A 13,542-nucleotide genomic window follows, 5' to 3' on the forward strand; every position below is an offset into this window, starting at 1 on the left:
GTCATGGGTGCCCAGCTAAGGCTGCTGCGGCGGCGGATCAACTCGGTCAAGTCGACCGCGAAGATCACGCGTGCCCAGGAGCTCATCGCCTCTTCACGGATCGTGAGGGCGCAGCAGCGGATGCAGGCGGCGTTGCCGTACGAGCGTGAGATCACTCGCGCCGTCACCGGCGTCGTCAGCAACGCGGCCAGCGTCGACCATCCGCTGACCGTGGCGAAGGACAACCCCGCGAAGGCGGGTGTCCTCATCGTCACCAGCGACAGCGGCTTCTGCGGCGGCTTCAACGCCAACGTCCTGCGCGAGGCCGAGGCCCTGCGCGGGTTGCTGGAGGGCCGCGGCCTCGACGTCGTGCCGTTCGTCACCGGGCGCAAGGGTGTCACCTGGCACACCTTCCGCCAGCGCGAGATGGGCGGCCAGTGGGTCGGTTTCTCCAGGAAGCCGGCCTACGCCGACGCCAAGGAGATCGCGCAGACGCTGATCGACTCGTTCAAGGACGACAACGGGATCGACGAGATCCACATCGTCTCGACCGAGTTCGTCTCCATGCTGACCCAGAACGTCGTGGTCAAGCGGATCCTGCCGCTCGAGGTCGAGGAGACCGAGGCGACGGAGTCCACCGCGATCCCGCCCTACTTCGAGTTCGAGCCGACCGCGGGTGACGTTCTCGAGACGCTGCTGCCGCGTTACGTCGAGTCCCGGATCTTCACGGCGCTGCTGCAGTCGGCGGCCTCCGAGGAGGCAGCGCGGCGGCGCGCGATGAAGTCCGCGACCGACAACGCCAACGAGCTGATGCGGCTGCTCACCCAGGAGATGAACCAGGCTCGCCAGGCGGAGATCACCCAGGAAATCAGCGAGATCGTCGGTGGCGCCAACGCGCTCGCTGACGCCGCAGCGGGGAAAGAGTGAAATGACTGCAGAGGCTGTTGAAACTGTGGAAGCCGCGGCGGCCGGCACAGGCCGCGTGGCACGTGTCACCGGCGCGGTCGTCGACGTGGAGTTCCCCGTCGACGCGATGCCCGAGATCTACAACGCGCTCAAGGTCGAGGTGACCCTCGGCGGCGAGACCAGGACCCTGACCCTCGAGGTCGCCCAGCACCTGGGCGACAACCTCGTGCGCGCCATCTCCATGCAGCCCACCGACGGCATGGTCCGCGGCCAGGCGGTGCAGGACACCGGCGGCCCGATCTCGGTGCCGGTCGGCGACGTCGTCAAGGGTCACGTGTGGAACGCGCTGGGCGAGACGCTCGACGTGCCCACCGCGTCGCTCAAGGTCGAGGAGCGGTGGGGCATCCACCGTCCCTCCCCGGCGTTCGACCAGCTCGAGTCCCGCACCGAACTGCTCGTCACCGGCATCAAGGTCATCGACCTGCTCACCCCCTACGTGCAGGGCGGGAAGATCGGCCTGTTCGGCGGCGCCGGCGTGGGCAAGACGGTGCTCATCCAGGAGATGATCCGCCGCGTCGCCCGTAACTTCGGCGGCACCTCGTGCTTCGCCGGTGTCGGCGAGCGCACCCGTGAGGGTAACGACCTCTGGCTGGAGATGGAGGAGGCGGACGTCCTCAAGGACACCGCGCTCGTCTTCGGCCAGATGGACGAGCCGCCGGGCACCCGTCTGCGCGTGGCGCTGTCGGCGCTGACCATGGCCGAATACTTCCGCGACGTGCAGAAGCAGGACGTGTTGCTCTTCATCGACAACATCTTCCGCTTCACGCAGGCCGGTTCGGAGGTCTCGACCCTGCTCGGCCGTATGCCGTCCGCCGTGGGTTACCAGCCCACGCTGGCCGACGAGATGGGTGTGCTCCAGGAGCGCATCACCTCGACGCGCGGTCACTCGATCACCTCGATGCAGGCGATCTACGTGCCCGCCGACGACATCACCGACCCGGCCCCGCACAACGCGTTCGCGCACCTCGACGCGCAGACCGTGCTCTCCCGGCCGATCTCGGAGAAGGGCATCTACCCCGCGGTGGACCCGCTCGACTCCTCCTCCCGGATCCTCGACCCGCAGATCCTGGGCGAGGAGCACTACCGGGTCGCCCAGGAGACCAAGCGGATCCTGCAGAAGTACCGCGAGCTCCAGGACATCATCGCGATCCTCGGTATCGACGAGCTGTCCGAGGAGGACAAGGTCACCGTGCAGCGGGCCCGCCGCATCGAGCGGTTCCTGTCGCACCCGATGTACGCCGCCGAGGCGTTCACCGGCCAGCCGGGCGAGACCGTCCCGCTGGACGAGACCATCGCCTCCTTCAAGGGCCTGTGCGCGGGCGAGTACGACCACCTTCCCGAGCAGGCGTTCTTCATGGTCGGTGGCATCGAGCAGGCCGTGGCCAAGGCCAAGGAACTCGAGCGCCGCTAAATCGCCCCAGTCGAAGGGCTTCGAGCCCGGACCTACCTAGAGGGCGAGTTCTGCGAGCCCGGACCTACGGTGGTGGTACGGCCGCCCGCCGTGCCACCACCTGATCGGAAAGGAACCTACACAAGTGGCGAAGCTACGCGTAGGGGTTGTCTCACCCGAGCGTGAGATCTGGTCGGGCGAGGCCGACATGGTGATTGCCAAGACCGTGGACGGCGAGATCGGTATTATGCCGCAACACGCACCTGTGCTCGGCGTCCTCGTCGAGGGCGGCGTGCTGCGCATCAAGCGGGAGGGCGAGGGCGATCTCGCGGCGGCCGTGCACGGAGGCTTCATCTCCGTGGCCGACGACGAGGTGTCCGTGCTCGCCGAGGTGGCCGAGCTCGGTTCCGAGGTCGACGTCGCGGCGGCCCGTGACGCTCTCGATCGGGCCCAGGCCTCGATCGAGGCCAACCAGGAAGACGCCGACGCGGCGATCGAGGCCAAGCGCGCCAGGGCTCGGCTCCGCGCGGCGGGCGAAGAGGTTTAATATTCACAACGGGGCGCGGGGGGCGGCATGATGGCGACGGTTGTGGTGGTCCTGGTGCTGTTCGCCGCCCTCGTGGTCCTGCGCTGGGTCACGCTGACCCGCTCGCGCGGCAGCGTACCCTGTCGTCTGCGGGTGGGGGAGCGGGCCTGGCAGAGCGGCGTAGCCCGCTACGCCGACGGGGAGCTCCACTGGATCCCGCTTCTGGGTGTCCGACTGAGGCCGCGCCACGCTATCGCGAGGCGCGGCCTCGTCGTTTCTCCCCGCCGCGAGATCGAGGGCGGGATGTTCGCGGTGGATCTCAGCGGGAGCACGCGCGGCGTGTCCATCGCGATGAGCGCCGACGCGCTGACGGGCTTCCTCGCCTGGCTGGAGTCGGCGCCGCCGAGCGCCTACCTCGACGTCGCCTGACCCTGGCGCCCCAGCGCCCAAGGGCTCAACGCCGCAGGACCTCAGGGCCGCGGCGACTCGGGGATTCAGCGCCCCCAGGACTCGGGGCTGACGGTCGCTTTCAGCGGGTGCCGCCGGGCTTCCAGAGGATCTCGTTGCCCGCGTGCGCGATCCGGCAGGCGATGAATAGCAGGTCGGACAGCCGGTTGAGGTATTTCGCCGTCAGCACGTTCATGTCGTCGTGCGCCTGGAGCGCGGCCCAGGCCGTACGCTCGGCTCTGCGCACCGTGACCCTGGCGACGTGCAGCGCCGCCGTGGCGGGATCGCCGCCGGGCAGGATGAAGCTGCGCAGCGGCTTGAGCCCGGCGTTGAAGCGGTCGCACTGCGTCTCCAGCCAGTCGATGTACGACTGCTCCACCCGCAGCGGCGGGAAGTCGGGGTTCGCCACGACCGGCGTGGCCAGGTCGGCCCCCAGGTCGAAGAGCTCGTTCTGGACGCGTACGAGCACCTCCACCAGGTCGGCGGTCAGGGTGCCGTGCGAGAGCGCGACCCCCAGGTGGGCGTTGGCCTCTTCCACGTCGGCGTAGGCCGCGAGCCGCAGGTCGGTCTTCGGGGCGGGGCTCATGTCGCTCAGCGTGGTGGTGCCGTCGTCTCCCGTGCGGGTGTAGATGCGGGAGAGGACGACCGGCTTGTCCTTGTCGGCGCGCGTCATGGCCCCAGCGTACTCGTGACAAATGTCATCGGGATGGGACGCGAAGTCCATATCGCGCCTGTGATTTCGGCGACTGGCTCGATGAAACGGGTGAAAGCCATGATTGACCCATGATGAAGGAGATGACCTGATGCTCGAGATCAACGAGCTGCGCAAGCGTTTCGCGGGCGGCGCCGGCTCCCCAGCGACCAAGATCGCCTTGGATGGGATCAGCTTCACCGTACGGCCGGGCGAGATGTTCGGGTTCGTCGGCGCGAACGGCGCGGGCAAGACCACGACGATGCGCATCGTGATGGGCGTGCTCCAGGCGGACTCCGGCTCGGTGACCCTGCGCGGCACACCGCTCGGTCCCGATGACCGGCGGCGTTTCGGCTACATGCCGGAGGAGCGCGGTCTGTACCAGAAGATGCGGGTCGCCGAGCAGATCGAATACTTCGGCCGCCTGCACGGGATGAGCGCGACGGTCGCCACGAAGGCCACTGACGACCTGCTGGAGCAGCTCGGGCTGACCGAGCGCAGGAACGACGCGGTGCAGGCCCTCTCATTGGGCAACCAGCAGCGGGTGCAGCTCGCCGTGGCCCTGGTGCACGACCCCGAGCTGCTCATCCTGGACGAGCCGTTCTCCGGGCTCGACCCGATCGCGGTCGACGCGCTGGCCACGGTGCTGCAGGAGCGGTGCAGGGGAGGCGTGCCGGTGATCTTCTCCAGCCACCAGCTGGAGCTGGTGGAGCGGCTGTGCGACTCCGTGGGTATCGTCTCGGCCGGGCGCATGGTCGCCGCGGGCACGGTGGCCGACCTGCGGGCGGCCGAGCGGAACGAGCTGCGCGTGGTCGTCAGGAACCCCGCGCCTGGCTGGGCGGACGGCCTGCCGGGCACGGTCACCGTCGATGGCGACCGGCACACCCTGCGCACCTCCGGCGGCGACGACCAGGAGATCCTGCGTCGCGCCGTGAAGGCGGGGCGGGTCGAACACTTCGGGGCCGAGCAGCCGAGCCTCACCGAGATCTTCAAGGAGGCCGTGGCGTGAACGGACTGATGCTGGTCGCCCGCAGGGAGATCACGACGCAGGTGCGGACGAAGGGGTTCGTCATCGGCCTGCTCATCACGGCGGTGCTGGTGGCGGCGGTCTCGTTCGCTCCCAAGGTGCTGGGCGGTGACGACTCCTACACACTGGGCACCGTCAACTCCCAGCAGCTCCCGCTGCAGGCCGCCGCGCCCGACACGACGTTCGAGTGGCGGGCGTACCCCGACGAGGGCGCGGCGTCGCAGGCGCTGCTCGACGGTGACGTGGACGCGGTGCTCGTCAACGGCTCCAAGGTGCTGACGGACGGGAAGATCGACGATGAGCTCGGCGTGCTGCTGCAGAGCGTGAACCGCGAGGTCAAGCTCGGCGCCGCGGGCGTGTCCATCCCGCCGCTGCAGATGCAGTCCGTGGGTGCCGACACGCGGTACGAGTCCGCGCGCGCCGGCATCGCCGTGGTGCTCGTCCTCGTGCTTTTCATGCTCATCATGGGCCAGGTCATGATGGTGGCCATGGGCGTGGTGGAGGAGAAGGGCAGCAGGATCGTGGAAATCCTGCTCTCCACCGTGCGGCCGTGGCAACTGCTCGGCGGCAAGATCGTGGGGCTGGGTGCGCTCGGCCTGATCAACCTGGTCACCATCCTGGTCGTCGGGCTCGGTTCGGCGATGGCCTCGGGCATCGCCACCGACTTCCCGCCCGGCATCCCTGGACTGGTGGCTGCGGTGCTGGTGTGGTTCGTGCTCGGCTACGCCTTCTTCGCGGCGCTGGCGGCGGCCTTCGGGTCGCTGGTCTCGCGGCAGGAGGAGGTGGGCTCGGTGATGACGCCGCTGACCATGCTCATCATGATCACGTACTTCGTCGCCTTCTACGCCACCAATGACGCGACGGGCATGCTGGCCACGGTCGTGTCGTACATCCCGCCGTTCTCGTCCATGGTCATGCCGGTGCGGATGGCGGCGACCGAGGTGCCGCTGTGGCAGGTGGGCGCGTCCATGGCGGCGATGGTCCTGGCCGTGCTCGCGGTGCTGGCCTTCGGGGCCAAGATCTACGAGCGCGCGGTGCTGCGGACTGGTGCCCGGCTCAAACTCGGCGACGTGCTGCGCACGAAGTAGGTGACTCCTCCGCTCCCTGAAGGGAGTGGCTTCTCGCTAAGCCGCTTGCGCAGCCTGGCGAAGGGCAAGCCCTGCCCTGAGGATGTTGATCGCCGCGTTGACGTCGGCGTGCGCGGTATGTCCGCATGCCGTACAGGTGAAGTCGGCTTGGGTGACGCGGTTGTCCTTCGCGCAGTGCCCGCAGCGGGCACAGGTGCGGGAGGTGCCGGCGGGGTTCACCGCGATCAGCTTGCGACCGGCGCTTTCAGCCTTGTACGACAGGATCGTCAGGAACACCCCCCAGCCCGCGTCCAGAATGCTCCGGTTGAGGCCGGACTTGGCGGCGACGTTACGGCCGGGAGCTTCGATCGTCCCGGACGCCGAGCGGGTCATGTTCGCGATCCGCAGGTCCTCGTGCACGATCACGTCATAGGTGCGGACCAGAGCGAGCGCGGCCTTGTGCGCGCCGTCCAGACGTTGCCTGCGCACCTTGGCATGCAGCGCGGCCACGCGGGCCACCGCCATGCGCTGCCGTTTGGAGCCCCGTTTCTTGCGGGCGAGGTCTCGATGGGCGTCCGCCAGACGGCCGGCGGTGGCGGCCAGGTGGCGGGGGTTGGCCACCCGGCCACCGTCGGAGGTGGTGACCAGCGAGGCCACGCCCATGTCGATCCCGGTCGCCACGCCGGTGGCAGGCAGCGGTTCGGCGGGCACGTCGTCGCACGACAGCACCACGAACCAGCGGGAGCCCTCGCGCTTGACGCTGATCGTTTTCACCTGGCCGCGCACGGGCCGGTGCTGGTGGACGCGGACGTGCCCGATGCCCTGGAGCCGCACGTAGGTGGCGGTCGGGTGCTCGGGCTGGGAGTCCCACCGGCAGCCGTCGCCGTCCTTGGGCCACTCGACCGTGTCAAATCGGCCGCGCCCTTTGAAACGGGGGAAGCCCGGGGTGCGTCCCTCGCGGACCCGCTTGAAGAACGCGCGAAACGCCTTGTCGAGCCGTCGCAGGGTGGCCTGCTGGGAGGAGAACGACCAGCGCCCCTGCCCTTCCGGGTCGTCGGCGCGGATGTGTTTCAGCTCGGCCGACTGCTCGCCGTACCGGACGCTCACGCCCGCCCTGGCGTAGGCGGTACGGCGGTGCTCCAGGGCGGCGTTGTACAGCGTGCGGTGGTCTTCCAGGCACGCCGCGAGCACCGCCGCCTGCCGGGCGGTGGGGCGCAGCAGGAATCTGAACGACCTGCGCACACCCATCCCCCATCACGCTCGGTAATGACACCATCACGATATCGGCTGCCGCCGACAAAACCGGGAAGGACATCCGTGATGCGCAGACCTGACAGGTCAGGGCACGCTCGGGCCTTGGCGGCCCTCCCGCTCCCGATTCACCCGTCGCCTCAAGGCGACGGTCCCCTCGGAAGGATCTGATGGATCCGATCAGGCGGGCGCGGCGCCTCACCTGGGCGATGATCACCTCGGGCCTGCTGACGATGTGGCTCCTCATCGTCGTCTCGTCCGTGGACGCGCACGTGGAGGGTACGTTCTCGTGGTGGCGGGCCGTTCCGGCGCTGATCGCCGCCGGCGGGCTCACCTGGCTCTACCCGCGCATGGCCGACGCGATCCTGGACCGCCGCTACCCCACCAGGCAGGTGGTGGTGGCGGCGGTTCTCGCGTTGGTCGCGGCGGGCGCGGGCGGGGCGGACCCGGCCGGATGGGGCTTCGTCCTCGTGGCCTGGCTGGGCATCGCCATGCTCGGCGTCTCCATCCGCACGCTCGTCCTGCAGATGTTCGGGACCTGGGCGGCCGGCGTCACGCTGGGGCTGGCGCCGGGCGCCATGGCCCTCGACGTGCCCACCGATCGGGAATTCTTCTATTACGCCCTGCTCTACGGTCTCTGGTGCGTCGTCCTGCCGCCGTCCGGCCGGGTCTGGCTCCTGATCTGGAGGCTGGCCGTGGAGGCCCACGAGGGCCGCGAAGCGCACACGCGGCTGGCTGTGGTCGAGGAGCGCCTGCGCTTCTCCAGGGACCTGCACGACGTCGTGGGGCACCAGCTGTCCGCCATCGCGGTCAAGACCGAGCTGGCCGTACGGCTCTCGGACAAGGACACCGGCGCGGCGAAGGCCGAGATGGCGGAGGTCAACACGCTGACCAGGAAGGCGCTCAAGGAGCTGCGCCAGGCGGTGCGCGGCTACCGCGAGCTTGACTTGGCCGCCGAGCTGAATAGCGTTGAAGGCGTACTCGAAGCGGCGGGGGTCCGCTGCGAGACGCGCGTGCCCTACCGCGAGCTGCCGGACGGGGTGGCGCCGGTGTTCGCCTACGCGGTCCGCGAGGCGGTGACCAACGTGCTCAAGCACAGCGCCGCGACATTCTGCCGCATCACGATCCGCTTCACCGATGAGGAGGCGGAGCTGGAGGTGCGCAACGACGGGGCGGTCGAGCACCAGAGCGAGGACCTGGGGAGCGGATTGGCGGGCCTGAGGGAGCGGTTGGCCGCCGCGGGCGGGGAGGTGAGCGCCCGGCCGGCAGGTGATGGCGAGTTCGTGCTGAACGCAGTCGTGTCACTTCCGATACGTGGGTAGGAGAGGTTTGCGGGGAGTTTCACCCGGCGCGGTTCGCGATGGCGGTGACCTGCCCGTAGGCGTGACTGAGGAGGTGACATGCGCGTCCGGGGGAATCCGAGAGCCCAGGTGGTGCGGATAGGGGTCCGGCTTGACGCCGGAACGTCGGCCGGGGTGCGCGAGCGCCTGCACAAAGCTCTCGACACCGGCGAAGGCGATCTGATCCTCGATCTCACCAAGCTGGAGATGATCGACGCGACTGGTCTCGGGGTGCTCGTGGGAGCGCATCGGCGCGCGTTGAGCGTGCAACGTCGCCTCGTTCTTCGGGGGGTGCCCCCGCGGATCATGCGGATACTCGCGGTGACCCGGCTGAATCGGGTGCTGCACGTGGAGGTTCCCGCCGCCGCGGTGGCCTGAGGTGACATATCGGAGCGGGCGACGATCAGCCGTCGCCCGCTCTTTCTTGGCATAGACAAAAAGCAGATTACGGCTGTCCGTGATTCCGCTCTGAATCCTCGTGCAAAAGAGATGGTTATGCGGAGCCGGAGCCGAGGCTGCGGTAGAAGATGTGCACGGCGACGGCGACGAGTTCGTCGATCTCCGGTTGCTCCTCGGAGAGCAGCCATTCGATGAGCAACTCTTGGAGCGCGCCAATGACACCCAGCGCCACCAGGCGCCGATTGGACGGGGCGGCCTGCGGGAAATCGGCGGACGCCTCCTCCACGAGCCCGGCGAACGACTCGGTCGCGCGCTGGCGCGACATGGCCAGCACATCCCCTGATCTGCGCACCTCGACGTGCATGATGCGGGCCCGGCGCCAGTCGGCCGTGGCGAACTCGACATACGCGCGGATCCCCGCCTCGACCCGGCCCGCCAGCGTGTCGGGCGCTTCCTGTAACGCCTTGGCCACGATGGCCAGAGTTTCCTCCACGCAGCGTTCGTGCAACGCCTGAAGGAGCTCTTCGCGGCCGCCGAAACATTCGTAGAAGGCCCGGTTGGAGATCCTCGCCTCCGAGCACAACCTTTCGATGGTCGTCGCCGCGAAACCCGGTTTCGCGTATAGCGTGTACGCGGCCGTCATCAGCCGCTCTCGTCTGTCCGCCAGCCTTTGCTCAGCCGACATTCCCCGGTAAGACCGGTTCACATTCCACCCGTCCAACATGATCGTGGCCCCCAGAGCACACAATTATGGACGGATGATCGGATTTGGGAAAGAGTGCGGCGATTATCTCTTACGTCGCCCGTGCAAGAACGTGACAAGCCTGATCAGCCGCTCAAGATCCGCGGGCCCACGGGAGAACGACGTCAGGTTCATCCCGGGCATCGCGAAGCGCTGCCGGGAGATCGCCTTGGGCCTGGCGAACTCGCGCAGGCCGTCGGCTCCGTGGATCCGGCCGAACCCCGAATCACCCATCCCGCCGAACGGCAGCGCCGGAACCCCGGCGAACGAGATCACCGAGTTGATGGCGGTCATCCCCGTGCGCATCCTCCTGGCCAGGTCCGTCGCCCGCCGCGCGTTCCTGGAGAACACCGTGCCGCCCAGCCCGTAGGCCGAGGCGTTGGCCAGCTCCAGCGCCTCGTGCGCGTCACGGGTGCGCCGCACGGTGATGGTCGGCCCGAACGTCTCCTCCCGCACCGCGGGGGAGTCCTCCGGCACGTCCTCCACGATCACCGGATCGACGTACGGCGCCCGCACCGAGCCGGCGCCGCCGGCCACCACGCGGCCCGCCTTGGCGGCGTCGTCGATGTGCCGCTTGATGATGTCCACCTGACCGGGCATCGTGATCGGGCCGTAGTGCTCGCCGGCCCGCACCCCGGCCACCCGCTCGGACAACTCGCGCATGAAGCCGTCATAGACGGCGTCGACGACGTACACACGTTCGACGCCCACGCACGTCTGGCCCGCGTTGGACATCGCGCCCCACAGGCAGGCGTCCGCCGCCGCCCGCAGGTCGGCGTCGGCGTCCACGATGAACGCGTCCTTGCCGCCGCACTCGGCCACGATCGGCGTGAGGTTCTCGGCGCAGGCCGCCATGACGCGCTTCGCCGTGGCGGTCGAGCCGGTGAACGCCACCTTCTTCATCCTCGGGTCCGCGGCCAGCGCCGCCCCCGTCTCGCCCAGCCCTGTCACGGTCTGCAACACCGGGTGCTCCGGGACGGACTCCTCGAACAGCTCCGCCAGTCGCACGCCGATGCCGGGAGTGAGCTCGCTCGGCTTGAACACGACCGCGTTGCCGGCGGCGAGCGCGTAGGCGATGGAGCCCATCGGGGTGAAGACCGGGTAGTTCCACGGGCCGATCACGCCGACCACGCCCAGCGGCAGGTATTCGAGGGTGGCGGTCAAATTGAGGCCGATCATGCCGGTGGCGACCCGGCGGCGGCCCAGCACCTTCGCCGCGTTGCGGGCGGCCCAGTCGAGGTGCGTGATGGCGAGGACGAGCTCCAGCGTGGCGTCGCCGACCGGTTTGCCGGTCTCCTGATGGACCAGCTTGGCGAGGGCCCTGAGCTCCCGGGTGACGACCGCCTTGTAGTCGAGCAGCCGCCGCCTCCGCTCGGCCGCCCCGATCGCGGCCCACCACCGTGCGGCCTCCTCCGCCCGCCCCACCGCCTGGTGCACGGCCTCGGGGGCCTGGTTGGGGTGACTGCCGACGATCTCGCCGGTCGCCGGGTTGAGTGAGTCGAACGTCAGCGTCGCCATGGCGTCACCATAAACCGCCCACCCTCCGCTTACCACAGCCCCACCCACGCCGGAAAGCTCCTGAAGGGAAGGAGACCCGGCGAGGGCCGACATTTCGCTACTTACAGGGCCTACAGGGCGCGCCGTAGCGGCGGGCCACCACTGAAGGGTCAGATGCCGTTCCCCTGGAGGGCCGTCAGCCGGAGTGTGGCGGGTGGCTGGCCTTCGCGGAGCCGTAAAGGATCTAGAAGAGAGCCGGGTCAGCGGGCGTTTCCTGGAGGGCGGCCGACCGGCGACGGCGGGTGGCCGGCCGCGGCGGAGCCGTAAAGATCAAAAAAGAGTGGGATTCTCTGGCTGGATGCCGCGGAGGGCGTCGTAGTCGAGGGTGACGCAGGCGATGCCGCGGTCGGAGGCGAGGACGCGGGCCTGGGGTTTGATCTCCTGGGCGGCGAAGACACCGCGCACGGGCGACAGCAGCGGGTCGCGGTTGAGCAGCTCGAGGTAGCGGGTGAGCTGCTCGACGCCGTCGATCTCGCCCCGGCGCTTGATCTCGACGGCCACCGTCGCTCCGTGCCCGTCGCGGCACAGGATGTCGACGGGGCCGATCGCCGTCATGTATTCGCGCCGGATCAGCGAATAGCCGTCGCCCAGCGTGGTGATGTGCTCGGCGAGCAGCTCCTGCAGGTGGGCTTCCACGCCGTCCTTGATCAGCCCGGGGTCGACGCCCAGCTCGTGGCTGGAGTCGTGGAGGATCTCCGCCATGGTGAGGACGAGCTTCTCGCCGGTCTTGCCGTGCGTGACCGTCCAGGTCTCGCCGTCCTCTTTGAGCTTGCACGGCGGGTTCATCCAGTTGAGCGGCTTGAACGCGCGGTCGTCGGCGTGAATGCTCACGCTGCCGTCCGCTTTGATCAGCACAAGTCTCGGCGCCATCGGCAGGTGCGCCGTGAGCCGTCCGACATAATCCACGCTGCACCGCGCGATGACCAACCGCATGACGCCCCACCTTAGCGGCTCTGGAAAACTGGCCGCATGGCGTTCGAACGGGTGGGAGCGGCCGGGCCAGGCAGACGGGCACGGCGCGGATGGCGGATGTGGGTGTGATGGGTCTCCGGAGCCGATGAGCCCGCGTCGCGCCCGCCGCAGGGAGTCCTCCCGCCCTTTCGGCTTCCCGACCGGCCTGGACAAGGTGGAGGAGTGGCCTGACGGCTCGTGGAAAGTACGCGTGCTGACCGGCTCGTCGTCCACGAAGAACTACCGGTGCCCGGGCTGCGACCAGGAGATCCGCGTCGGGCTGCCGCACATCGTGGCCTGGCCCGCCTGGCCGGGGGGCGACGAGGAGCGCCGCCACTGGCATCAGGCCTGCTGGCGTAAGAGACTCGACCGCGGCCCAGGCCGCAGCCGTTACTGAGAGGACCCATGGTGGAGATTCGCGCGGCCACGGTGCTGCCCGCCCGGCGAGAGCCGATCGAGTTGCACACCGGCGACGGCCTGACCCTGGTCGGCGAGCTGGCCCTGCCCTTAGACCGGCCTCCTGTGGCCACGCTGGTCACGCTGCACCCGCTGCCCACCCACGGCGGTTTCATGGACAGCCACGTCTACAAGAAGGCCGCCAACCGCCTGCCCGCCCTCGCCGACCTGGCCGTGCTGCGCTTCAACACGCGTGGCACGTCGTCGGAGCGCGGCACCTCGGAGGGCACGTTCGACGGCGGTCAGGGTGAGCGGTTCGACGTGGCCGCGGCCCTCGAATACGCCGAGTTCCACGATCTGCCGCACGTGTGGGTGGTCGGCTGGTCGTTCGGCACCGAGCTGACGCTGAAATGGGCGCACGATCCGCTCGTGGAGGGCGCGATCCTGCTCTCGCCCCCGCTCCACCGGGCCACGGACGACGACCTGGACGCCTGGGCGCGGTTCGGGCGGCCGCTGGTCGCACTGGTGCCCGAGTTCGACGACTATCTGCGGCCCGAGGAGGCCCGCGAGCGGTTCGCCCGGGTGCCGCAGGCCGAGGTCGTCGGGGTCGACGGCGCCAAGCACCTGTGGGTGGGGGAGCCGTACGTGCGCGTCGCGCTGGACGAGATCGTCAAGCGGGTGAATCCGGGGGCCTGGCCTCTCCCGACGGAGGTCTGAGACCGCCTTGGCGGATAGTTCCATGTGCCCAAGATCACTGAAGATTTTTTTGAGCAGAATGAGCAGAACTCTGGACCAAGTGAATCAACCGGGGTG

15 protein-coding genes are annotated in these 13,542 nt (G+C 69.1%); 10 read left to right on the forward strand and 5 right to left on the reverse strand.

The annotated features are described in order from the left end of the window. The first annotated feature begins 3 nt into the window (after positions 1 to 3). The 4 genes from ABGB01_RS32630 (at position 4) to ABGB01_RS32645 (ending at position 3,290) form a co-directional block, all read left to right on the forward strand. The gene (locus ABGB01_RS32630) at positions 4 to 906 is read left to right on the forward strand and encodes a F0F1 ATP synthase subunit gamma (RefSeq protein ID WP_347777381.1); all 903 of its coding nucleotides are present in this window, start codon (positions 4 to 6) and stop codon (positions 904 to 906) included. Between the two features lies 1 nt (position 907). Further along, on the forward strand, positions 908 to 2,356 hold the full coding sequence (gene atpD / locus ABGB01_RS32635) for a F0F1 ATP synthase subunit beta (protein ID WP_132509766.1): 1,449 nt from the start codon (positions 908 to 910) through the stop codon (positions 2,354 to 2,356). A gap of 124 nt (positions 2,357 to 2,480) precedes the next feature. After that, positions 2,481 to 2,882 (forward strand): F0F1 ATP synthase subunit epsilon, encoded by a 402-nt coding sequence (locus tag ABGB01_RS32640; RefSeq protein WP_132331956.1) that lies wholly within the window; start codon positions 2,481 to 2,483, stop codon positions 2,880 to 2,882. Between the two features lie 27 nt (positions 2,883 to 2,909). After that, the gene (locus ABGB01_RS32645; RefSeq protein WP_132331954.1) at positions 2,910 to 3,290 is read left to right on the forward strand and encodes a DUF2550 family protein; all 381 of its coding nucleotides are present in this window, start codon (positions 2,910 to 2,912) and stop codon (positions 3,288 to 3,290) included. 100 nt (positions 3,291 to 3,390) lie between these two features. Here the strand turns inward: ABGB01_RS32645 and ABGB01_RS32650 are convergent, their stop codons facing one another. Then, positions 3,391 to 3,981, reverse strand: a complete 591-nt coding sequence (locus tag ABGB01_RS32650; protein ID WP_347777384.1) for a cob(I)yrinic acid a,c-diamide adenosyltransferase — start codon at positions 3,979 to 3,981, stop codon at positions 3,391 to 3,393. Between the two features lie 130 nt (positions 3,982 to 4,111). On the opposite strand from ABGB01_RS32650, the gene ABGB01_RS32655 reads away from it, so the two are divergent. Together ABGB01_RS32655 and ABGB01_RS32660 are read left to right on the forward strand one after the other, a co-directional pair. After that, on the forward strand, positions 4,112 to 5,008 hold the full coding sequence (locus tag ABGB01_RS32655) for an ATP-binding cassette domain-containing protein (RefSeq protein ID WP_347777386.1): 897 nt from the start codon (positions 4,112 to 4,114) through the stop codon (positions 5,006 to 5,008). Beyond that, positions 5,005 to 6,114 (forward strand): ABC transporter permease, encoded by a 1,110-nt coding sequence (locus ABGB01_RS32660; protein ID WP_347777388.1) that lies wholly within the window; start codon positions 5,005 to 5,007, stop codon positions 6,112 to 6,114. The genes ABGB01_RS32655 and ABGB01_RS32660 overlap by 4 nt, the downstream gene beginning before the upstream one ends. 36 nt (positions 6,115 to 6,150) lie before the next feature. Here the strand turns inward: ABGB01_RS32660 and ABGB01_RS32665 are convergent, their stop codons facing one another. Continuing rightward, positions 6,151 to 7,341 (reverse strand): transposase, encoded by a 1,191-nt coding sequence (locus ABGB01_RS32665; protein ID WP_347777390.1) that lies wholly within the window; start codon positions 7,339 to 7,341, stop codon positions 6,151 to 6,153. 173 nt (positions 7,342 to 7,514) lie between these two features. Here ABGB01_RS32665 and ABGB01_RS32670 point away from each other — a divergent pair, with 173 nt between their 5' ends. Together ABGB01_RS32670 and ABGB01_RS32675 are read left to right on the forward strand one after the other, a co-directional pair. Beyond that, positions 7,515 to 8,666 (forward strand): histidine kinase, encoded by a 1,152-nt coding sequence (locus ABGB01_RS32670; RefSeq protein WP_347777392.1) that lies wholly within the window; start codon positions 7,515 to 7,517, stop codon positions 8,664 to 8,666. Between the two features lie 78 nt (positions 8,667 to 8,744). After that, positions 8,745 to 9,062 carry an STAS domain-containing protein gene (locus ABGB01_RS32675; RefSeq protein WP_347777394.1) on the forward strand — a complete coding sequence of 106 codons (318 nt, stop codon included), beginning with the start codon at positions 8,745 to 8,747 and terminating at the stop codon, positions 9,060 to 9,062. A 115-nt stretch (positions 9,063 to 9,177) separates the two neighbouring features. Here the strand turns inward: ABGB01_RS32675 and ABGB01_RS32680 are convergent, their stop codons facing one another. The 3 genes from ABGB01_RS32680 to nucS form a co-directional block, all read right to left on the reverse strand. Further along, entirely contained in the window at positions 9,178 to 9,726 is a 549-nt protein-coding gene (locus ABGB01_RS32680; RefSeq protein WP_347777396.1) for a TetR/AcrR family transcriptional regulator, read from the reverse strand. Positions 9,727 to 9,870: 144 nt separating this feature from the next. After that, a complete protein-coding gene (locus ABGB01_RS32685; protein WP_347777398.1) occupies positions 9,871 to 11,343 on the reverse strand; it encodes an aldehyde dehydrogenase family protein in 1,473 nt (490 codons plus the stop codon). Positions 11,344 to 11,652: 309 nt separating this feature from the next. Next, positions 11,653 to 12,315 (reverse strand): endonuclease NucS, encoded by a 663-nt coding sequence (gene nucS / locus ABGB01_RS32690; RefSeq protein WP_132595512.1) that lies wholly within the window; start codon positions 12,313 to 12,315, stop codon positions 11,653 to 11,655. A 124-nt stretch (positions 12,316 to 12,439) separates the two neighbouring features. Between nucS and ABGB01_RS32695 the strand changes: the two genes are divergently transcribed. Both ABGB01_RS32695 and ABGB01_RS32700 read left to right on the forward strand, forming a co-directional pair. Continuing rightward, positions 12,440 to 12,730, forward strand: coding sequence for an ATP/GTP-binding protein (locus ABGB01_RS32695; RefSeq protein WP_347777400.1), 291 nt, complete (start codon positions 12,440 to 12,442; stop codon positions 12,728 to 12,730). A gap of 11 nt (positions 12,731 to 12,741) precedes the next feature. Further along, positions 12,742 to 13,446, forward strand: coding sequence for an alpha/beta fold hydrolase (locus ABGB01_RS32700; protein WP_347777469.1), 705 nt, complete (start codon positions 12,742 to 12,744; stop codon positions 13,444 to 13,446). Positions 13,447 to 13,542 lie beyond the last annotated feature (96 nt).

The organism is Nonomuraea sp. B5E05, from assembly GCF_039880665.1.
Taxonomy (GTDB): Bacteria; Actinomycetota; Actinomycetes; order Streptosporangiales; family Streptosporangiaceae; genus Nonomuraea.